This window comes from Bacillus tianshenii, assembly GCA_020524525.2.
Taxonomy (GTDB): domain Bacteria; phylum Bacillota; class Bacilli; order Bacillales; family Bacillaceae_N; genus Bacillus_AV.
In genome coordinates, this window is sequence record CP129018.1 from 1,468,178 (window position 1) to 1,489,859 (window position 21,682).

Below are 21,682 nucleotides of genomic sequence, written 5' to 3' on the forward strand. Positions count from 1 at the left end.
TTTTTTTCATTCTCTTTTTTAATTTCTCTAGTAGTCTCTCCAGTGCGTTCCGTTTTCGGGGTATGACGCCGATAGAGGGTTGCTGTGAGTTGGTCGAAGTGGCTGAGTTCAATGTTTTCTCATTTTGATACGATTGGTCATGTTGGATCTCCTGACTATTCACAATATTCACCACCTTCTCTTTTAATATACCATCTTCGAAGTAAAATGATAAGCCATGGGAATATATAGCAGAACACTTATCTTCTTAAACCTTTGTTATAAAGAGTGGACTATATTCATAATCTATAACGATGACAATCTAACAAAGCGGGGTGAAACAATGTTACCTGCTCCATCTCCAATACAGTCTTCAAAACAACCACTTATACAGGTGATAGGGGAAGGAAAGCTTACTGTCCAGCCTAATCAGGCCATTGTGACGATTGGGGTAACGACAGAAGGTATGAACCTTACCGAAGTTCAAGCAGAAAACAGCAAAACCGTCTTAAGAATTATCCATTCACTAAGAGAGCTTGGGATTCCGAAAGAAAAGATTCAAACAGATGATTATCGTATTTTGATGGAATATGATTTTATTGATGGAAAGCAAGTGTTTAGAGGATATAATGTGACACATATGCTTCGCGTAACAATTGATGATATCAACAAAGTCGGCATCGTTGTTGATACTGCTGTCAAAAATGGAACAACGACAATTTCAAATATAAGCTTCACTGTTTCAAATAAACAATTTTATTATAATCAAGCATTATCACTTGCTGTAAGAAATGCACAGGAAAAAGCGGCAATTATCGGCCATACGCTCGGTGTCCCTGTTTTTTCAATTCCCGAAGAAATGGTAGAAGGTGGGGTCACGCCAGAAGCTTATCCAAGTCCACGTGTGTTAGCCGCTTCAACCGAAACGACCCCAATTAGTCCTGGACAAATTGATATTATAGCTTCTGTCCGAGCAAAATTCCGCGCACTCTGTTAGCAATCATAAGAAAATGGGTGGTTCATTGATTAGCCACCCATTTTCCCTGGCATTTCACTTTCTGCAAACCTTACTCTTTTTTGATGCAAATGAATTTTAACAGCCCCGATTGCCCCTAATAAGCTTACAGCTGATGAAAGAATAAAGACACCAATATAATGATGGGTTACATCAATAATATAGCCTGTTACGACTGGCGAAACCACTTGCCCAACACTAAAAAAGATCGTAATAAAACCCATTGCCATCGGAACGTAACGAATGTTAATATAATCCGTCACACTTGCATTCATAATTGTCGGCACCGCCCACAGTGTCATCCCGTAAACTAACACTTCTAATAAAATTAGGATGTTTGCGTAAGTAACACTTAAAGCAAATAGAATAACAAATTGAATGAATAACACAATCGAAAGGGTATACATCCGGCCAAGCCTGTCCGATGTACCTCCCCAAAGAAAACCGCTTATAATACTAGCTAACCCAGCTCCCGAAAAGAACAACCCGGCAGTTTCTTCAGAAAACGCCCGATCACTAATTAAGTAATCAACTAAAAAAGTAGAAAAGATTAAATAACTAAACCCCCATGTTAAGTAAATAATCCCAATCATCCAAATGACTTTGTTTTTGTAAACGCTATCATTCTTCTGGTCTGTTTCTTTTGTTGAATGAGAAATCACTGTGCTATTAAGCTTCTCACCTACAGGCGATAGATTTACTTGCTTTGGTGAGTTTTTCAACCAGACGATATTAAGGAAAATAAAGACACCGATAATCGCTGCTAGCAAAACCCAGCTTAATCGCCAGCCAGAATCAGCATAGTTTGTCACAATCGCTGGTACGATGATGCCGCTTATTACAATACCAACACCAGCGCCACCCATGACAATTCCAATTGCCATTCCTCTTTTATCTTTCGCAAACCATTGACCTGCAAGCCCCATGGCTGGAATTGATGACCCGCCAGAACCCAGTCCCATTAACAAACATCCAGCGTATGCCACCCAAAACCCATTTGCATTTGCGCATAAGACCATTCCTACCGCAACAATTAGCAGTGAAGTGTTTAATACTGCTTTTGCTCCAAACTTAATTGTAAAATTGCCAATAATTGCAACACTAATTAAGTAACCTAAAAACGCTGCTGAAGCCACAAACCCAATCTCTTTATAATCAAGCTGCAAGCCTTCTCTCATAAACGGTAAAATGGCCCCGAGAGAAAACCTCCCAAATCCAAGGCTTCCAAGCATCGTCAGCACCAATAATGCAAGGATAAACCAACCTCTATGTAGCCCTTTCAACGATATTCCCCCTCCCTTATAAAGTTAAGAAAATTCAGACATATAACTTTATAATAAGCGATTTCTTATTTTATTTCAATTTTTGGCAAATGAAATGAAGAACAAGATCAGACCTCTTTGCATGCAGAGAGGCTGATCTCAAAATGTACAATTACTACTTAATAAGTTGACCTCGTGTAACACCAAGCTGGTTCGTTGCTTTAAGTGTACGCCATACACTTGAGCCTGTACGCTTTCCATTTAAGGCTTCTTCATAAAGATGAATGACTTCCTGGACTTTTTCCCCTGTTTCTTCAAGGAATTCAATCCGATAATTCTCTACACCTAATTCCATAAAGTTTGGTAAATATTCGGCACCTGACTGCTCAATCGCATTATAGACCGTATTGCGGCATCCGATGTCCACACGCACAGGGTGAGTCATACCGATTCTATCTTGTAAAGAAATGCGGTGCTCCTCACACGGACGGCCACAGTTCGTATAATCCGTACCGTCACTTAAGAAAGTACAATAAACACAGTGTTCGGTATGGAACATCGGCAAATGCTGATGAATGACGACTTCCATCTTATCCGTTTGTGATCGTTCTAATAGATCAATCATTTGCTCAATATTTAGGTCATATGACGGTGTAACGCGATCCAACCCACGTTCAATAAATAAGTTAACGGCTCTATGATTCGCAATATTTAATGAAAAGTCTCCGATTAGCTGCATACCAAAGTCTTGCTTCGTAAAATATTCGACAGCTCCAAGGCTTCTGACAAGAACCGCATCTGGACGGGCTTTAATCATTCCATTTAAAATACCATTCTCACCTGGCATATGAATACGTGGGGTCGCCAGTGCAATCAGCTTACCGTATTTGCGTGCTGTTTCAACAGATTGCGGATAATCTGTTGTAAATTCAAAGTCTACATAAATCCATTCTACATTTGTCTTACATGCCGCCTCTACTTGTTCCATCGTACGGCATAAAGGAATAAGGTTCGTCGCCTTAGCTGGTGCTGTTTGCTGTGTTGCTTCAAGCTTAACGGAACGCTTTTCGTACTGCCTTGGCTGTTTCCGTAAATGAATTAACTCCTCTACTGCAGCTCGGCGCATTCTGTTTAGCTCTTTAACAGGCAGGATAATCTCCTCTTCAAATTGTGCCTCAACTTCTGCAAGCTCAAAAATCGTCCCGCCAAGACGACCCCATTGTTCACTCAAATACGCTATGGTAAGTGGACGCTTCATTGCTTCTTCTAGTGTTTTTTCTGATGTTACAACGATTTCATTACCCGTCACTAGGTCTTTCCACGTACTGATAAGCGGCTGTCCTGCTCTTCCTTTCGCTGTAATCGAAACAGGGAATAAATGGTGTGATTGCTCTGCTTCATATGTTTTACGGAGACGATTATCTAACTCCTGGTCACTTGTTTTCCAAATACGGTTACCAACCTTCACTTTTGTTAAATTCACGTCATGACGACCAGGTACAATTTCAATCAATCCGCTTTTGACTTCACCTTCTAATTTCGTTCCACGCTTTCGAATATCGTAGACACGTCCACCTTCTTCTTTTTGGTCAGGGCGTCCTGCATCAAACACAATCCCATCCCCGCGTTTTAACGGTGCCTCGATATCACATAGCACGGCATCCTTTAAGATTTTCTTAACCGTACCTAAGTAAACTCCACGGCTCTTCGGAAACGTCCCATCAAGAAGCTGCTTATGGTTCGTCCCTTTTAAGAAGCCGTATGTAAACCCACGACTAAACGATTGCTGGAGTTCCCGCACCTCAGATTGAGACGGTTGATAGTCTTGTCCTTGCAACGCTTCATCAATTGCTTTGCGATATTTACTTACCACGTTTGCAACATATTCAGGAGACTTTAAGCGGCCTTCTACTTTGAAAGATGACACACCTGCTTCAATTAGCTCAGGAACGATTTCTAGGGCAGCTAAATCTTTCGGTGATAACACATAAGCGACATCACCCATTTCCTTCACTTCACCGTCAACAATTAAGTCATATGGAAGGCGGCATGCTTGAGCACATTCACCTCGGTTAGCTGAGCGTCCACCCCACATTTCAGAAGTTAAGCACTGTCCTGAATAGGAAACACAGAGGGCACCATGAACGAAAACTTCAAGCGGCACATTTGTTTTTTCTGAGATTTTTTGAATATGCTTCATATTGTTTTCTCGGCCAAGGACCATTACTTCTAGGTCATATGGCTTTAGAAATTCGACCGCTTCTGTAGACGTGATTGTCATTTGTGTCGAGCCATGAATCGGAAAATCTGGAGAGACTTCGCGAATCATTTGCATCAGCCCCATATCTTGGACAATTAATGCATCTACGCCTGCTTCGATACAGGCTTCAACAAGCAGCTTTGCTTCCTCTAATTCATTTTCAAACACTAAAATATTAAACGTTACATAACCCCGAACATTGTATTTATGCAAATACGCCATAATGTCAGGCAGTTCTTCCATTCGAAAGTTTTTCGCACGAACACGCGCATTATATTTATCAACGCCAAAATAAACGGCATCTGCTCCATTTGCTACAGCGGCGCGCATGCATTCCCAGTTTCCAGCAGGCGCCAATAATTCAACAGTATTACGAGTGATTTGTTTCACGCACATCTCAATCCTTCCAAATTTTCTTTCCAACTCTTTATTTTACTTGAAATGTGCTTTAATTGACATGTTTTTTTCCGATTTCTCACCTTTTCAAGGCAAACTGTGTCGCTAATACGTACTAGAAATGATATAATCTTACCGATATTGAATATTTGGAGGAATCGTTTACGATGCTAACTGTAAATAATGTAAGCTTACGCTTCGGCGGCCGTAAGCTATTTGAAGACGTTAATATTAAATTCACACCTGGTAACTGCTACGGCTTAATTGGTGCAAACGGTGCCGGTAAGTCGACCTTTTTGAAGATTTTATCAGGCGAAATTGAAGCACAAACAGGCGATATTGGTATGAACCCTGGCGAGCGTCTCGCTGTGTTAAAACAGGATCACTTTGAGTATGAGGAATATGAAGTATTAAAAACGGTTATTATGGGTCATCAACGCTTATACGAAGTGATGCAAGAGAAAGATGCCATTTATATGAAGCCAGACTTTTCTGAAGAGGATGGCATGCGTGCAGCTGAGCTTGAAGGCGAATTTGCTGAAATGAACGGTTGGGAAGCAGAATCGGATGCAGCTGTCCTTCTTAAAGGGCTTGGTATCTCTGAAGATCTCCATTCAAAAAAAATGGCTGACTTAACGGGTGGAGAAAAAGTGAAAGTTCTCCTCGCACAAGCGCTGTTTGGTAAACCAGATGTTCTTCTTCTTGATGAGCCGACAAACCATTTAGACATTAAAGCAATCCGTTGGCTGGAAGAGTTTCTTATTAACTTTGAAAATACAGTCATTGTCGTATCCCATGACCGTCACTTCTTAAATAAGGTTTGTACCCATATTGCAGACCTTGATTACGGAAAGATCAAAGTTTATGTCGGAAACTATGATTTCTGGTATGAATCAAGTCAGCTTGCGACAAAAATGGCTCAAGAGCAAAATAAGAAAAAAGAAGAGAAAATTAAAGAGCTTCAAAACTTTATCGCTCGCTTTAGCGCGAACGCTTCAAAATCAAAACAAGCAACATCTCGTAAAAAATTACTTGATAAAATTACACTAGATGACATCCAGCCGTCATCTCGCCGTTATCCTTATGTAGCCTTCAACCCAGAGCGTGAAATTGGAAATGACTTGTTGCGTGTAGAAGGCTTAACGAAAACAATTGACGGTGTGAAAGTTCTTGATAATATCAGCTTTACAATGAATAAGGATGATAAAATTGCACTTGTAGGCCCAAATGAAATTGCTAAAACAACCTTGTTCAAGATTATAATGGGTGAAATGGAGCCGGACAGCGGTACTTATAAGTGGGGAGTTACAACAAGCCAAGCGTACTTCCCGAAGGATAACACTGCTTATTTCGAAAATAATGACTTAAATTTGGTTGATTGGCTTCGTCAATATTCACCAGAAGATGAGACTGAAACATTCTTACGCGGCTTCTTAGGCAGAATGCTTTTCTCTGGTGAAGAAGTATTGAAAAAAGCAAGCGTTCTTTCTGGAGGCGAAAAGGTTCGCTGTATGCTTTCAAAAATGATGTTAAGCGGTGCGAATGTCCTCCTTTTAGATGAACCGACAAACCATTTAGATCTTGAATCCATTACAGCACTTAATGACGGATTAATTAAATTCAAAGGTTCAATGATCTTTGCTTCCCATGACCATCAGTTCGTTCAAACGATTGCAAATCGCATTATTGAACTGACACCAAACGGCATGGTTGACAAACAATTAACATACGACGAATTCCTTGATGATGAAAATGTTCAAAAACAACTTGAAAAATTATATTCATAAAAAAAGAAGCGCAAATCGATTTGATTTGCGCTTCTTTTCTTTAATGCCGCATCTTTTTTATATCATCTTGAAGCTTATGAATTCGCTCTGTTCCTTCAGCACGAAGACGTTTATTCTCTTCTTCAATGGAACGTGTTTCTTCCATTCCTTTGACGATAATTTGCCATGATTCTTCAATTGTATCAATATCAACACTTGGACGCCCTGCAAGCTTTGCAATTTCCGTGCTTTGCTGTGAAATGTTTTCCGCATTACGGCGAATCATCTCATTTGTACGGCGGTCAAGCTCATTCAATGAATCCGCAACCAGCTTTTGACGTTTTGCAGCGACAGCTTGGATCACACTATTTTTAAAAATCGGGATTGTTGTTACAAACGCCGAGTTTATCTTCCCAACAAGGCGGCTGTTCCCGCGCTGTAGAAGACGGATTTGAGGGGCTGTTTGAATAGCAACCATTCTTGCCATTTCCAAATCATAAATTCGTTCTTCTAATGCCTGTACAGAATTTGTTAACGTGTTAAGTTCCATTTGAGCAAGCTGATCGCCTGATTGAACTTTTTGCTCGTATTCTGGCACCATTGCTTTTAATTCTTCGAGCTTGAGTTGTCCTGCCACCACATATTTCTCTAATTCTAAGTAATATTCAACATTATGCTGATACATTTCATCAAGCGTTGTAGTCGTTTTTACCATTTGATCTTTGTAATTGGAAATTTCAACATGAATTTTTTCAATTTCACCACCAAGCGTTTGGTATTTGCTAAAGATTTTCTCAATCATCTTTTCACCGCGGTTAAACATTTTACCGATAAACCCTTTTGGTTCTTCGAAATCTTTCTTATCAAAACGGTCCATCACTTTTCCAAGCTGCTTTAGCATTTTACTTGAATCACTAACTTCTGAAGATTGCATCATCGATAGAATCCGATCTGAAAATTGCGAGATTTGAATAGCTGGTTCTTTCCCAAACTCTAATAACTCATTTTGATTGCGATGGTCTATTTGGTGTGCAAGTTGCTGAACTTCTGGTTCTTTTCTCAGTTGAATTCGCGTATCATCCGCTTCTTCTTTTGTTAAAATATCTTCTTGCTCGACGGAAACAGGATTGTGCTGCTCACTCATCGAATCACTCCTCTCCATTTTCAACCTTTATAAAGGAAAAATATTATTTAAGAAACGTTTAATAAAGGTTGGTTCTTTAAACTCTTGCTCAAACGCTACATCTTCTAACCAATGAATATCATAATTTTCTTGCTCAATGTATAGCTCAATGTCCTGATGACCAGGTGGGTTATAGACTATAATGTCTACTCCAATTTCATTTAAGAACAACAACAACGCTGCATCTGAACGTGATAAAATCCCATTGTGTTCATAATTATACAGCACCACTTTCGGCACCTCTTGCGCGTAATCAAACTGCTGTAAAATAGTCAGTACTTCCTTTGGCAGATTCATTAATTGAGTAAATAGATAAAGACTTATGTCTTCTGGCCGTTCGCTTTCTTTTGGAATCAGCTTTGGTGTTGCACATACACGCGAAATGGCAGAGGCGATTCCTTTTTGTAGCCCATCTGGAAGGAAGTGAAATTGCCACCAATTTGCGGTTTGCATTTTTTCAGGGTCTAAAATATCATTTTTCGTTAAGGCTCGTTGATAATGAAAAATTTGATTCGCATTTGATTCACGTGTAAACGGAAATTGACGAATAAGCAGCGTCATCTTTTGTTCTGTTAACGTTTGGAGCCGCTCCCAATACTCACGCTTATTATTTGAAACACCCGCTACTTTTGCAAAAAGGGCTGGAATATGAACGGTTTGATTTTCAAGTGAGAAATTCGGACGAATGAAGGCACGCTCTTTTGCAATCATAAATAATTCATCGTAAGTTGTCTTCAACGTTACTGAAGCTGGTGTATAATGACGAAATTGCCAAGGCTTATAAATTTGAGAATGATCATGATGAATCACTTGCTCAATTTCTTTTGAAGCCCGGTATGCCACTGTTCCTTTCCGCTCTGGACGTTCAGTTGGAAATGGTTTTACCGACATGGTTGATGGAAACTGAAAAACAGCAGAATATTCAGCTTGCGGGTCTAGTTCCTTTAACGTATCTGTTCCTTCAGGGTGAAACATTAACACATCAAAGCCGAGCAAAATTAAGTAATAGAGGAAGTAGCGCTGACTTTTATTTGCTTCGCCATACCAAAGGACAGTCTTAAATCCATTCTCAATTTCATCCTCCTGCATCCACTTATTAAGGTGATTCCATGACCATTTAATCAAATCAACAAATACCCGCCTGAAATCACTATCTTGAAACCCACCTGGATGCGTCTTATGAAAAAGGCGCAATACATCCATAAATGCTTCACGTAAGCGTCGGTTAAAAGCAAGATTAGAAGATTTAGGAATCAGCTGCTCCCCTTCCATAAACGCAACAAACCGATTAACGGACAAGCCTTTTTCCTTTTGATTTATTAAGATAATATTTTGAATCGCTTGAAATGTTTTTTGTTCAATCTTTTTGTCTAATTCTTCGCTTAAAACACAAACATTGTCCGAACAAGACAGCTCATAAAGCTCATGTAAATATTCTGTCTCATCATGCGGAACACCTAAAATACGCACTGCAACTTGTCCAAATTCAAAGCAATCTTCACTAATTTGATAATGAGGTCTCTCTTGTATTGGCTTCTTAATCTGTTCACGCCACTTTCCGTTTTCTGCTGCAAGCAAACGTGGTTTTAATATGCGGTAATTCATCCTCTCACCCCCTTCTTCATTTCTTTAATCTTTCTCTTCATAGAGGAACTATCCTGTAGAAAATCATTTAAGGGCAACCTTCGTCACCTACGAGTGAGCTGACAACTTAGGCTTTTGTTTAGGAGAGGTACCCGCATGTTTGGCAATGCTTTCGATAATATCCTCTGCTGCATGCATACCTTCTCGTGCTGTTACTTCATACAATTGTTCTGCACGTGCTGCAATTTCCCCATGTAATGGACAAAAACCATATTCAGCCTCATGAAGCATATTGCGATCAAGCATTGCGTCACCAGCTGCATACTTAGTACGAATGCCATACTGCTCATTTATATAACGTAATGCCTTCTCCTTTCCAATACACTTAGGTAAAAAGTAAACTTTACGCCCTTGCTGATTGACAACCCATCCGCTACTTTCAAAATCATTAACAAATACCTCAAGCTGTTCTGCTGGAAAATAGTCTTCATGAAGGACACAATAGATAAATAATTCATCAGCAATCTTCAAGGTTTTTAACCATTTTTCATTGTTATATTGCTGCAAGTGCGCAAAAGCTTCTGACACACTTAATGTAAGTCGGTCCATCTCTAATGCAATTTGTTTTTCCCAGCTTTCATCAAGCTTTCCGTTAACTAAAATTTTCCCACCATTACTTGTAACCGCATATTGTGGCTTGATATGTTCTTGAAAAATGGCAATTCGTCGAAACTGGGCTTCTGTTCGAGTTGTAACGGGGATTACATGCATTTGTTCTGAAAGCATCGTCAACATGTTAAGGGCACTTTCCGTTATATAACTAATCACCCTTCCTTCAAATCGTTCAATTGGAACGGCCGCAATTTCTTCATTAAGAAAACGATAGGAATAAATTAATGTCCGGTCTAAATCACTTGCAAATGCATCCATCCTCTTCACCCCATTGGTTTTATTAAGCCGCAGCATTCATATGTCATCTGCTCATACTGTTCAACCTGAACACCTCGTTCATTTGCGAGAATCAGTATATGTTCTAAATCAGGGTTATCCATCCTCTTAACGAGCACCTTCCATGGCACTCTCCGCAATAACACACGAGTCGTTTCCCCGACACCAGGCTTAATAAAATGGTAATTATCAATCTCAAAATCTGCTTGAATGGCACGAATAGTCTCCATACCTGACCAATCGGGTTCGGTAACACTATCACTTATAAGACGATCATGAACACGCTCACCTACATGCTGAAACTGCTTCGAAATCGTTTCAATATAATAATTCGATACATCTTCATTTTGTAACTCATTGTAGTATTTCGCGCCGTGAAAATCACCTTCGTGAATATAATTGTCATTCAAAATTGTCCTACTGACAAGCCCGCTTACGGTGGAATTTAATGCAGCACTCGGTATTAGAAAATCCTCTCTTGTGCCATATAAGGAGGAGCAGTATCCAGGATCAGCAAGAACAGCCAACTCATCATCTAAGATAATTTTCTCTTGCTCTTTCAACTGTCTACAAGCTTTTGTCAATTCATTTGTAATGGCGCCCTTTCCTGTCCACCCATCAATAAATTGAATATGTGATTTAGGATGTTTTTCGCGGATATAACGAAGCGCATTTGTATCAATTCCTCGATCACGAATAATGGAAATACTATAATGAGGCAAATCGTCGCCGTATCGATAAGCAATGTAACGTTTGATAAGAATACCAATCGGTGTACCTGCTCGCGCTAAGGAAACAAGCACAAGATTTTTACCTTTCTTCTGAAGCATTCGTTCTGCTACAACACCGGCCGCTTCGGCAACACGTTGTTTATACTTTTCTAATGATTGATGAAATACATCTAAGTATTGAGATGAAGGCTTATATTCAACAGGGAGCATTTCTGAATAATGGACGCCTGATTGAATCGCCTTTTCTCGTTCTGTTGTCTCTTTTTCAATCGAAATATGGGATAAATCTTTTAGCAAGAAAACAACATCTTGAGGATGATAGGAACCGAATTTAGCAGCCTGTTTGTTTGTCAAAATCCTCATCCCCTCTCCCTGCTAAGCAGACAATATGTACTTTCCCTTTAAAGCGATCCATTTCTTGTAAAAACACTTTCAACTTCTCAAGCATTGTTGCACGCTCTAACACTACATAAACATCTTCATATTTAGACAGGTTATAAAGATAGTTTTGAACCCTTTCATCATCAGGACTTGGAAAAGTAATACCATTTTGAATTGCGTAATCTTTATCGTTTATCGGGTGAATGGGACTGCGTGTTGTTGATTGGTAGTACACTTCCCCTTCCATATAAGAAGCAATTTTCATCGGTATATACATAAATTCGCCTGTGCCGAGTACTAGTGTTTTACCTTGAGCAGAATGATTTGATAGTTGTAAAGCAATTTCTCGGCATTCCTGCTCTAGTGCTTGATTTCTTTCTGTTTCCAAACCGAAGCGGCCTGTATCTCGTAAATAGGAGCTGTTATTTTGCTCTTTCAAAGAATTAAGAGAAATATACGGCGCTTCCACTAATGAATGATTAACGTTCAGTAGGTTTACCTGTTGATCGCAATCTGCTTGTCCATTTTGTGAAAAGCTGTTTGTAAGGAGTGGTTCCCCCTTTACTTCTACTTCGCCAGAAAGAAGAGAGACTGTTTCAATTGTAATTCCAAGTTCTTGTTCTAGCTTTGTGAATTGCTGTTTATTTGTTTCATTTCGCCAGTCAAGCAGTGAAACGACCGCATATTCTTTTCTTGGAAAAGAAGCATGGATTGAACGGATAATATTAAGCACTGTTTTACCTGTTGTCATTTCATCATCAATAAGCACAACAGGCTGCTTTGATTCAAGTACTTCTTTTGACACGTAGCAGCGGTGAGCTGTTGCATGTGAATGCTCTTCTTCAAACGTAATCACTGAAGTTTCGTTTAATAAATCTTCACGTGTTGTATGAAAATAAGCAGAATCCTCAAAGCAAGCATACATCGCATGCCCTAACGCCGTTGCGGTTTCAGCAAATCCGACAAATAAATGATTATCGGTAAGGGCAAGCTTCTTCTTATCTAATTGCTCATATGCTTGCTGCAACTTAAGCGGTTCATTACTTTGCAGCGCCTGAACGATCGTTTCCACCCGCTCATCATAATTGCCTGTTTTTTGTTGATAAAATTTGAGTGCAAGCAGGCCTGCCGCAAGCTGTGGCACAAGTGGGTGGGTTGGAATATGTTTTCCAAGCACTTTACTGACAAATAAGAAGCTGCGTTTCTTATTCATACGAGCTGCCATTTGAAAAAGGGAATCTGGTGTTAAATTGACCGTGCTGTCTGCCAGTGTAAGAGAAACGGATAAACGGTCCGTGATTTCATATTTTAATTGGCTCTGTGAGTAGGTCGATATATTTGTGGTTTTCATGAAACACCCCGTAGATCTTAGATTTTCGAATTGTTTTTTGTGCCCACTTAAAATGCGGCTTTGTTTCATTCATTTTGTTGCCATATTCACTCTTGAAAACACCGTTGTTTCCTTCAGCCTGATTCATAATCATAGAAGCATCAATAAATTCCTCATAGGTAACGACATGCATTGCTTGCACAGGCTTTATATGTGTTGGATGAATAATCGTCTTTCCGTGCAGGCCATTCGCTAAGTCTAAGTATGTCTCTTGGATAAGCCCGTCAAGGTTGTTATCCAATAATTGTGAACGAACTTCAAGTCCTCTTTCACCATACGCTTGACGGAATGGTGTGCGACGAAGCTGTGGTTTGAAAAGGCGCTCTTTTGAATCGAAATATTCCCATACAGGTCCAGAAATAACATAATCCCTGCCAAACAAATTTACAATATCGGTAATGACATCCCTTATAAGTGAAACATCATAAATACTTGTATAGCAATCTCTCCGAATCCCATACAACCCACAAAAGTCTGTTGCTCCAATACGGATATTTAGAATATCCTCTTGATACGCTGACAGTGTTTGTCTGATCGTTAAGAGGGAGTCAAGCCGGCTTTCCTTATACAGAATTTCAGGCGCTTCAAAGATCGGCATTCCATAAAGCCCCGCTCCAGTCTCCCTTTGAATGGCTTTAAGGTTATCTAAATATTCTTGACAATTAGCCTGGGAGAATTTTGGAAATACACATCCGGCGACAATTTTTATACTTTCTTCTAAGCGAGGAAAGAGCCGCATCATTTGCTGGGGGCTGCGAACACGGATAAAAATGAGGGGAAGTTCTTCTATTGACACCTTTCCTCGTTTCACCGAATCATAGACCATGCGAATACGTTTCACAGCATTGTCTTCTGCTTCAGCAACTTCAAAGTCACTAACAGCATCTTCTAGGCATATGACAAGTGAAGCTAATTCTTCGTACTTTTTCTCGATTAAGAGCGATTCCAGATCAGTTCGGGTAGCAGGCATATACAATACAGCACCAAGCGCAAGTTCAAGGAATTCTTTAGGAGAATCTTTTGTGAAAGAATACGGTGTTTGATAAAATAAACCTTCTCGTTGAAAATCTGTTAAATAATGAAAATACTGCATCCTACCACCCTTTACATCTTAGAATCAGGACCGACGATGAAAAAAAAGAAGGAGATTAGCCCCCTTCTTTTTACTCTTTTGTTGAGGCAGCTTCACGTCTTGCCTGCTTATTCTTATTGCGTTTATGAATAATGAACGTTCCGATAAATGTTACAATTATTAAGGCAAAGAACGCATAATGGCTTAGATGGAAGCCGAAAACACTTGCGAACATTTTCAAAGAAATAATACCTATCAGAATAAATGCAGTATTTTCCATCTCTGGAACTTTCTCGATTAAGACGATAAACACACCTGCAACAGTACGCATCATAAGCACACCGAGCATTCCGCCGAGCAATAAAATCCAAATCTCTTCAGAAATCGCAAGTGCTGCTAAAATACTGTCTGCTGAGAAAGCTAAATCCATTAGCTCAACTGCAATAACGGTACCCCAAAACATACCGAAAGTACGAATAAGCCATCCGTCTTTTTTGATTTCTCCCTCGTCATCGTCTCCACCTTTTTTAGCAAAGTGACTATATACAAGCCAAGCTAGGTAGGCAGCACCTAATACCTTTAACCACCAAAACTTAATCAAATATGTTCCAAGACCGATGAATAAGAAACGGAAGAAATAAGCACCTATCAAACCATATGTAAGAGCTTTTCTACGCTGTTTCTCTGGAAGATGCTTTACCATGACCGCTAATACAAGCGCATTATCTGCTGATAGTAAGCCTTCTAATATAATTAATGTCCCGATGAGGCCCCATGAAACAGGATCGGATAATACTTCACCCCATGCCTGCCAATCAAAAAACTGGGCATATGTCTCGATGATCGTTCTTAAGATTTCCAATCATATTCCTCCCAAATTGTCCAAACACATCACATAAAAATATTAAACTTCTAAACCATAATTTCGACAAAGTGATGCAAGGCCACCCGAAAAGCCGCTTCCAATCGCATTGAACTTCCAATCATCTCCATGTCGATATAACTCACATACCACGACTGCCGTTTCAATCGAGAAATCCTCTCCTAAATCATAGCGAAGAAGCTCTTGACCAGTTGATTCATCAACCACACGTACAAATGAATTCGAAACTTGTCCGAAATTTTGCTTTCTAGCATCTGCATCATGGATTGTGACAGCAATCCCGATACGCTTTACATGGGAAGGAAGTTTTGAGAAGTCAACAACAAGCTGCTCATCATCTCCATCCCCTTCACCTGTACGGTTATCACCTGTATGAACGACACCACCAGAAGGGTGCTCTAAGTTATTATAGAAGACGAAATCTTGGTCGTTGACACAATTGTTGTTTTCATTTGTTAAAAAAGCAGATGCATCTAAGTCGAAGTCCACACCATGATAGTTGTTCACATCCCAGCCAAGTCCAATGACTGCTTTTGTCAAACCTGGGTTATCTTTTGTTAAATCAATTCGTTGACCTTTTGTCAATTGAATGGCCATATCCCTCACTCCAATCATTTCTTTCATAGATAGAGTGCAGATTTCTCTGCACCCTAACCTCTGCTTCTTAATTTATGCGTCTAAGCCGAAGTCTTTAACAAGTGATGCAAGACCACCTTGATAACCGCTTCCAACGGCAGCGAATTTCCACTCACCACTATGGCGATATAATTCTCCTACAACGACAGCTGTTTCGATAGAGAAATCTTCTCCAAGGTCGTAACGGATAAGCTCTTCATTTGATTGTTCATTTACAATACGAGCAAAGCTGTTTGAAACTTGTCCAAAGTTTTGGCTGCGTGCTTCTGCATCATGAATTGTAATGACGAAGGAAATCTTTTCAATATTCGCAGGCACTTGACTTAAATCCACTGTGATTTGCTCGTCATCGCCTTCACCCTCACCTGTACGGTTATCACCTGTATGTTCAACAGAACCGCTCGGATGCTTCGTATTGTTATAGAATACAAAATCCGTTTCAGCTGTACACTTTCCATTCCCATCAAGCAAGAAACAAGAAGCATCTAAGTCAAAATCATTTCCACCATCATATTTATTCGTATCCCAGCCAAGTCCAATGACGACTTTTGTTAACCCTGGGTTCGTTTTTGTTAAATCTACCTTTTGTCCTTTTGATAATGAAATTGCCATTCTTTTATTCTCCTCTCATATTGGAAATTTTATAGAATTATGCGTAACGTCGAACGATGCTTTCAAGACCAGTATCATTTGTGCCCGTACCGACAGCAGCAAACTTCCAATCACTGCCTTGACGATAAATTTCACCAGCAATTAACGTTGTTTTCCCGCTATAATTATCTGTTAAATTGTAACGCATCAATTCTTCTCTGTTTCCTTTATCAACAATCCGAATAAATGCATTTTCAATCATTCCAAAATCTTGGTTTCTACGTTGACAATCGTAGATATTAACGACAAATACGAGTTTATTAATATTTGAAGGCACTTTTTTCAAGTCAATCATGATTTGCTCATCATCGCCTTCACCTTCGCCTGTTAAGTTATCACCTGTATGCTGAACACTGCCATCACGGCTTTTTAACTGACCGAAATATATGAGGTGCTCTTTCTTCGTGAACTTATCATCTTCAAGCATGATGACAGATGCATCACAATCAATATTTGGTTCGCCTCCACCGCCAAATAAGCTGCCTAAGAGACCGCCACTTTTCTTTGTTTTCACTGGATCCCAACCAAGCCCTACCATCAGTTGGCTTAAAGTTGGATTCCCTTTGGTCAAATCAATTCGTTGCCCTTTTTGCAAATTAATTGCCACAAGCGCACACCCTTTCTATGTAATAACTGAAAATAATTCATGTTAGCGTCAATTTAGTTAACGCTACTATACCATATTTCTTCTCAGAAAGACAAAATCTAACAAATACACTTTCTATCAACGAGATAAATCGACATCATTTTGCCTTTCTCTAGTGTATACGCACACAACTTAGAAAAGTTTCACTTAATTTGCTAATTTTAATGATTTCATAGAAAAACGCCTCGTCACAACGAGACGTTTTACGTTTTAAGAAAAGGTGTACGTCCAGAAATGTTCCGTCTTCATCCATTCGATCAGCTGTTCATCATCTTCAACTTGCTCTCTTGATTTAACAGCATTTGAGAGGCCGTGAATTTGGGATTGGTGTGCATTAATTGCCTCTCTTTTTTGCTCAATCACTTCACTGACATCACGGATAATATCAGGTTTACCTAAGTCTTCTTCAGAATTATGAGCAAAGGCAAGTGCATGAACAGTTGGGCGCTCACTTTCAGGGGTGCGCCGCACTGCTTCCATTACAGCAGCAGCCATTGCTTCGTGGTCAGGATGTACACAGTAGCCTGGATAAAAGGTAATAATCAACGATGGCTTTAATTCATCAATTGCATCACGAACAAGCGTAATTAACTTTTCAGGCTCTTCAAACTCAAGTGTTTTATCCCGAAAGCCAAGCATACGTAGATCTTCTATACCTACAGCCTCACATGCCTTTTGTAATTCTGCTTTTCGAATTTGCGGCAAAGTTTCTCGTGTTGCAATTGGCGGGTTCCCCATGTTTCTCCCCATCTCACCAAGTGTTCCACACATATATGTAACAGGCGTACCTTGCTTGCGATATAAGGCAATTGAACCTGAAACTCCAAATGCTTCGTCATCTGGATGGGGGAAGATTACAAGAACATGTCGTTCCATTTTTGTTCCTCCTTTGAATACGTTAATCAAATGGTGTTTCGCTTATTTCCAGTGCAGCTGCCAGCTTTCCATCACCGCTGTGGCCTGCAAGTAATAACCGATCTTTCTCATCAACTTCCCAATGCGTTAAGCCTTCAGCGTAAACCCATCCACCGTTTAGCTTTAAGCCTACACGAAATGGACCCTCTCCTGTAATTTTACCGTGACTATATGTAAGCTTAACGTTCCGAATAAACGCCCCTGCGCTAAACATCTTTTCGTTGAAAAAGTTTGCATATGCACCGTTGGTCGTTTCTAAATGTATGTAAACTTCTTTGTTATTAAATGCATTAATCGCTTGTTGTACTTTATCTGCTTGTATCTTTTCCAAAACCAGAACCTCCTTTATCCGTCTATCAATATGACCTTATTATTAAGAATACTAAAACACATGCGTCTTTGTATAGCAGGATGCTTATAAGACGTTTTGTTAACGTTTTTTCGCAAATAAAACGTTAACTTTGTCTCCGCTTTTGATAAGGTCGAAGCCTACATAGCCATTTTTCAGTAACTGTTGTTGCTTCGTAATATCTTCCTGTCGCACTTCCACTACACTCGCTTCGTCTATTAAAATGGGTTGTTGTAAGTCCTGCATAAAAATATAACGCAGCGTGCCTTGATACTTTTCTTTTAATTCGACAATGACTACATCATGTTTTAACGTATTTTTTACACTCGGTGTATTAAGTGGATGAACCGTTTCAAATACATAGCGGATGTTTTCCATTTTGTTTAACATCTCAAGCAGTTCTTTTGCCATAAGTTGCTGAAGTCCATTCCCACGATATTCAGGATAAATGAGTACAATTTCTAAGTGTGCTGCCTGCATTAGCTGTTTGCTATCCAAACCCCAGTCATATCCTAGATTTTCCTCATCTAAACCAGGAAATAAGACCGCATGAAATCCAACACATTTTCCTTCTACGAATACACCAAGCGTAAGACCTCTTTCACCTAATACATTTAGAAGTTCTTGCTGTGATAGTGCATCACAATATTCTTTAATCGGCATTTCTGCGATGACTGTCTGTTGAAGTGTTTCAATTTCTTCTAAATGCTCGGTACCTAGCTTTCTCATCTCATAGAGGTGTGTTGTACCATCTATTTTCGTCAATGTCCCTGTTTTCACTTTTTCACTTCCTTGCCAGCTACTGTTTCAATATATTCTGCTATACCTGTTACTTGAAATTCCTCAATAAAACGCTTCTGCACTTGCTGTATGTATCCTTCACTTAATACACCTGTTCCGCCGCGGAGAATTTCGCGCGCATAATGGAATGGAGGTGCTAATTCAGGCTGTTTTGGAATGACGAGAAAGGTAAGCACATCAATGAGCACCCCTTCAGAACACGTTAGCTGAACTACAGCAGGCCGGTAGCTTTGCGTATGGACACCCTCTCTTGTAAACAAGTAATCAATTGCTGCATACGGAAGTTCATAAACAATCCCTTCTGCCGTGCCGCCATCTTCAACAAGGTCTGCACGTCCTCCATCTTGTACATGATAAGTAAATTGCAATGAATACCCTTCCAGTACACCTCTTCCTTTTACTCGTTGAAAGTAATGGTCAACTTTTGCAAGCTCGAAGCGTTCTTGATCCATACAGGAACCAAACGCAAAATAAGACAAAGGTTGCTCTTTCTTAAGCAGTTGATGCACCTTCCAATCCCCATATTTAATTTTATTTGTTTTCATCGTTTCATAGTTTGAATGCAGTACATACACGTTTGCTTCGTATACGGCTGTATCTGTGTATACTTGTTGCAAATGCCTGTCATACAGATTATTCTCACCTTCATCTTTGTATCCTTCAAGTACATCAAGCTTCCTTAATTGCTCATCTGTTACAGCATATAATTCCCCATATACTCGTTCTTCTTCTGATGAGAATAAGACAGGGTAATAATCATTTGTTTCATACATTTCTCCATATGTCCAAGCCTGTTCCGCAATTAATGTCGCATCTTTTAAAAGAAAATCATTCGGTTCATTTCTCCGAAGTGTGCCGTAGACAAATACGAAATGTTTGTTCATGGCAATCCCTCCTGTTGATCCATTTAACGAGGATTATAACATGAGCAATGAAAAAGGATACAAACAATATCGTCTGTATCCTTACGACAAGTTATTTTTTTGATGGTCGAACGATAATTTCATTTACATTGACGTATTCCGGTTGTGTTACAGCATAAGCAACGGCTTTTGCGATATCTGTTGGCTCAAGAATTTTTCTGCCTTGATTTTTATCTTTGAAGTTGTCAATGACGGTTTGGTCAGTAATATGATGTGTCAGCTCGGTATCAACTGCACCAGGAGAAATATTTGTTACGCGAATATTCGTGTTTGCCAGCTCTTTCTCTAAGCCCATTGAAATGGCGCGAACTGCGTATTTTGTAGCGCTGTACACAACACTAGATGGAAATACTTCATGTCCTGCCACAGAAGAAATGTTCACAATGTGACCGCTGTCTTGCTTTAACATTGACGGTAAGGCAGCGTGGATCCCATAAAGAACACCTTTTACATTAACATCCACCATTACATCCCACTCTTCTACTTTATCTTTCTCTAGGAAGGAGAGGAGCATGACACCTGCGTTGTTTACATAAATATCGATTTTTCCAAATTCATCTTTCGCCTGCTTGTACATGTTTTCAACATCTTCTCGGTCCCGTACATCTGTTTTCACTACAAGTACTTTTGCTGATGTTGTCTGCTCAATTTCTTTTTTCAATTCTTCTAAACGTTCCACACGCCGTGCAGCTAGGACAACATTTGCGCCTTGCTGTGCCAATTTTGTAGCTATTTCCTTACCGATCCCGCTGCTTGCACCAGTAATAATCGCTGTTTGATCTTGTAAGTGACTCATATGAAAACCTCCAATATGTTTAATGGCCTTTTATTAATTTACCCGCTCACTTGCTTATTCAACCTTAAGATTTCATCCCCATATTCGGTGTGAGCCAATCTGTTGGAATCGAGCCTTTAATTCGCTTGAGATAAATGTTTTCACCGCTTACCCAACGTTCAAAATCAATCTTCACATTCATTGCATTAACGCCAAGCGCAAACCACATTTGTTGCGCCATCGGAAAATAGCTTGTTGTATGAATTGTACCGTCCCAGTTTCCAAATTCCGTTGCAGCAATAGCGTGTTTGGTATGGTTCATAATTTTAAAAGCTTCTTCTGCTGTGTGCCTTGAAAAATCAATCTTTTCAAGCTCTGCCATACGCCTTTTCGACTCAACAAGATGGTAGCGGTTCTCATCAGGCATGAGTTCAAAATGATTCGTACATAGACCGCCTTCCCGTACTTTAACACCGCGTGGCGAACCCTCTACAATTGCATGCTTTCCGCTTGCATCAAACAGGGTGTACATAAATGAATGCCGATGCGGCAAACGTTGTAATGTTTCTACCGCTTCATCTACATCTGCACACGTGTCAAGAACAATGCGAGAAAGAATACAGCATATGAAACCAGGCTCTGCTCGTCGGCGGTTCACAAAGTTATAGCTCATGACTAATCCTTTCTCATTCATGCCGTCAATTCTGCCAATCATCCGCTGTGTCGGGCCAATTGAAGCATAACCGCTTTCTGGTTGCCATAGCAGCAATCTTCCCTCATATGTCTTCGGATGATAATCATAATTTCGAATATAATACTTATCACCGATAACGACCGTACACCCAGAACGCTTCCAATCCATTTGAAAGCCGCTATATTCATGAACTGTTTCATCTAACGACCAGCCAAGACCCTCTGCCAAGCCTCGCAATTCTTCCCACAACCCTGGCGCAAATTGCTGATACAGCTCATATACTTGTTCAGTTTCTGCCGTATACCGGCGCATTGATTGCTTACGCCGCTTGCGGTGATTTTCATAGAGTGGTGATTGCTTTTGGAGACGTCCTTGGAGAAGACCGAGCTCATAATAGGAGCCGCGGCCTTGCAGAACGTCAAGATAAATCGCACTCATGTTG

20 protein-coding genes are annotated in these 21,682 nt (G+C 39.9%); 2 read left to right on the plus strand and 18 right to left on the minus strand.

The window, feature by feature from the left end; genetic code table 11:
• The first annotated feature begins 322 nt into the window (after nt 1–322).
• Nucleotides 323–976 carry an SIMPL domain-containing protein gene (locus LC040_07410; GenBank protein WLR52710.1) on the plus strand — a complete coding sequence of 218 codons (654 nt, stop codon included), beginning with the start codon at nt 323–325 and terminating at the stop codon, nt 974–976.
• 29 nt (nt 977–1,005) lie between these two features.
• Here the strand turns inward: LC040_07410 and LC040_07415 are convergent, their stop codons facing one another.
• On the minus strand, nt 1,006–2,277 hold the full coding sequence (locus tag LC040_07415) for an MFS transporter (GenBank protein ID WLR52711.1): 1,272 nt from the start codon (nt 2,275–2,277) through the stop codon (nt 1,006–1,008).
• 154 nt (nt 2,278–2,431) lie between these two features.
• Nucleotides 2,432–4,912 carry a DUF3656 domain-containing protein gene (locus tag LC040_07420; protein WLR52712.1) on the minus strand — a complete coding sequence of 827 codons (2,481 nt, stop codon included), beginning with the start codon at nt 4,910–4,912 and terminating at the stop codon, nt 2,432–2,434.
• 167 nt (nt 4,913–5,079) lie between these two features.
• On the opposite strand from LC040_07420, the gene LC040_07425 reads away from it, so the two are divergent.
• Nucleotides 5,080–6,699: an ATP-binding cassette domain-containing protein gene (locus LC040_07425; protein ID WLR52713.1), complete on the plus strand. Its 1,620-nt coding sequence runs from the start codon at nt 5,080–5,082 to the stop codon at nt 6,697–6,699.
• 40 nt (nt 6,700–6,739) lie between these two features.
• Here LC040_07425 and LC040_07430 read toward each other — a convergent pair whose 3' ends face one another.
• From LC040_07430 to LC040_07505, 16 genes are all read right to left on the minus strand, one after another.
• Nucleotides 6,740–7,822, minus strand: coding sequence for a toxic anion resistance protein (locus tag LC040_07430; protein WLR52714.1), 1,083 nt, complete (start codon nt 7,820–7,822; stop codon nt 6,740–6,742).
• Between the two features lie 27 nt (nt 7,823–7,849).
• On the minus strand, nt 7,850–9,466 hold the full coding sequence (locus LC040_07435; GenBank protein ID WLR52715.1) for a YceG family protein: 1,617 nt from the start codon (nt 9,464–9,466) through the stop codon (nt 7,850–7,852).
• Between the two features lie 87 nt (nt 9,467–9,553).
• Nucleotides 9,554–10,375, minus strand: a complete 822-nt coding sequence (locus tag LC040_07440; protein WLR52716.1) for an HAD family hydrolase — start codon at nt 10,373–10,375, stop codon at nt 9,554–9,556.
• Between the two features lie 5 nt (nt 10,376–10,380).
• On the minus strand, nt 10,381–11,478 hold the full coding sequence (locus LC040_07445; GenBank protein ID WLR52717.1) for a cysteine protease StiP family protein: 1,098 nt from the start codon (nt 11,476–11,478) through the stop codon (nt 10,381–10,383).
• Nucleotides 11,456–12,856 (minus strand): phosphoribosyltransferase family protein, encoded by a 1,401-nt coding sequence (locus tag LC040_07450; protein WLR52718.1) that lies wholly within the window; start codon nt 12,854–12,856, stop codon nt 11,456–11,458. Before LC040_07450 ends, LC040_07445 begins: the two co-directional genes overlap by 23 nt.
• Complete coding sequence (locus LC040_07455; GenBank protein ID WLR52719.1) at nt 12,807–13,988, minus strand: HpcH/HpaI aldolase/citrate lyase family protein; 1,182 nt, start codon at nt 13,986–13,988, stop codon at nt 12,807–12,809. The genes LC040_07450 and LC040_07455 overlap by 50 nt, the downstream gene beginning before the upstream one ends.
• Nucleotides 13,989–14,058: 70 nt before the next feature.
• Entirely contained in the window at nt 14,059–14,829 is a 771-nt protein-coding gene (locus LC040_07460) for a TerC family protein (GenBank protein ID WLR52720.1), read from the minus strand.
• Between the two features lie 42 nt (nt 14,830–14,871).
• The gene (locus LC040_07465) at nt 14,872–15,447 is read right to left on the minus strand and encodes a TerD family protein (protein WLR52721.1); all 576 of its coding nucleotides are present in this window, start codon (nt 15,445–15,447) and stop codon (nt 14,872–14,874) included.
• Nucleotides 15,448–15,519: 72 nt separating this feature from the next.
• The gene (locus LC040_07470; protein ID WLR52722.1) at nt 15,520–16,098 is read right to left on the minus strand and encodes a TerD family protein; all 579 of its coding nucleotides are present in this window, start codon (nt 16,096–16,098) and stop codon (nt 15,520–15,522) included.
• Between the two features lie 37 nt (nt 16,099–16,135).
• On the minus strand, nt 16,136–16,744 hold the full coding sequence (locus LC040_07475; protein WLR52723.1) for a TerD family protein: 609 nt from the start codon (nt 16,742–16,744) through the stop codon (nt 16,136–16,138).
• A 249-nt stretch (nt 16,745–16,993) separates the two neighbouring features.
• Nucleotides 16,994–17,659 carry a bacillithiol biosynthesis deacetylase BshB2 gene (gene bshB2, locus LC040_07480; GenBank protein ID WLR52724.1) on the minus strand — a complete coding sequence of 222 codons (666 nt, stop codon included), beginning with the start codon at nt 17,657–17,659 and terminating at the stop codon, nt 16,994–16,996.
• A gap of 22 nt (nt 17,660–17,681) precedes the next feature.
• Nucleotides 17,682–18,029, minus strand: a complete 348-nt coding sequence (locus LC040_07485) for a YojF family protein (protein WLR52725.1) — start codon at nt 18,027–18,029, stop codon at nt 17,682–17,684.
• Nucleotides 18,030–18,128: 99 nt separating this feature from the next.
• Entirely contained in the window at nt 18,129–18,827 is a 699-nt protein-coding gene (locus LC040_07490; protein WLR52726.1) for a GNAT family N-acetyltransferase, read from the minus strand.
• A complete protein-coding gene (locus LC040_07495; GenBank protein WLR52727.1) occupies nt 18,824–19,732 on the minus strand; it encodes a gamma-glutamylcyclotransferase in 909 nt (302 codons plus the stop codon). The genes LC040_07490 and LC040_07495 overlap by 4 nt, the downstream gene beginning before the upstream one ends.
• A gap of 91 nt (nt 19,733–19,823) precedes the next feature.
• The gene (locus LC040_07500; GenBank protein ID WLR52728.1) at nt 19,824–20,567 is read right to left on the minus strand and encodes an SDR family oxidoreductase; all 744 of its coding nucleotides are present in this window, start codon (nt 20,565–20,567) and stop codon (nt 19,824–19,826) included.
• 64 nt (nt 20,568–20,631) lie between these two features.
• Nucleotides 20,632–21,678, minus strand: coding sequence for a C45 family autoproteolytic acyltransferase/hydrolase (locus LC040_07505; GenBank protein WLR52729.1), 1,047 nt, complete (start codon nt 21,676–21,678; stop codon nt 20,632–20,634).
• Nucleotides 21,679–21,682: the final 4 nt, after the last annotated feature.

Coding starts and splice junctions, on each gene's coding strand:
- LC040_07425 (WLR52713.1), top strand. CDS start 5,080: ATGCTAACTGTAAATAATGTAAGCTTACGCTTCGGCGGCCGTAAGCTA.
- LC040_07465 (WLR52721.1), bottom strand. CDS start 15,447: ATGGCCATTCAATTGACAAAAGGTCAACGAATTGATTTAACAAAAGAT.
- LC040_07440 (WLR52716.1), bottom strand. CDS start 10,375: ATGGATGCATTTGCAAGTGATTTAGACCGGACATTAATTTATTCCTAT.
- LC040_07500 (WLR52728.1), bottom strand. CDS start 20,567: ATGAGTCACTTACAAGATCAAACAGCGATTATTACTGGTGCAAGCAGC.
- LC040_07430 (WLR52714.1), bottom strand. CDS start 7,822: ATGAGTGAGCAGCACAATCCTGTTTCCGTCGAGCAAGAAGATATTTTA.
- LC040_07420 (WLR52712.1), bottom strand. CDS start 4,912: ATGTGCGTGAAACAAATCACTCGTAATACTGTTGAATTATTGGCGCCT.
- LC040_07450 (WLR52718.1), bottom strand. CDS start 12,856: ATGAAAACCACAAATATATCGACCTACTCACAGAGCCAATTAAAATAT.
- LC040_07455 (WLR52719.1), bottom strand. CDS start 13,988: ATGCAGTATTTTCATTATTTAACAGATTTTCAACGAGAAGGTTTATTT.
- LC040_07410 (WLR52710.1), top strand. CDS start 323: ATGTTACCTGCTCCATCTCCAATACAGTCTTCAAAACAACCACTTATA.
- LC040_07495 (WLR52727.1), bottom strand. CDS start 19,732: ATGAACAAACATTTCGTATTTGTCTACGGCACACTTCGGAGAAATGAA.
- LC040_07505 (WLR52729.1), bottom strand. CDS start 21,678: ATGAGTGCGATTTATCTTGACGTTCTGCAAGGCCGCGGCTCCTATTAT.
- LC040_07470 (WLR52722.1), bottom strand. CDS start 16,098: ATGGCAATTTCATTATCAAAAGGACAAAAGGTAGATTTAACAAAAACG.
- bshB2 (WLR52724.1), bottom strand. CDS start 17,659: ATGGAACGACATGTTCTTGTAATCTTCCCCCATCCAGATGACGAAGCA.
- LC040_07435 (WLR52715.1), bottom strand. CDS start 9,466: ATGAATTACCGCATATTAAAACCACGTTTGCTTGCAGCAGAAAACGGA.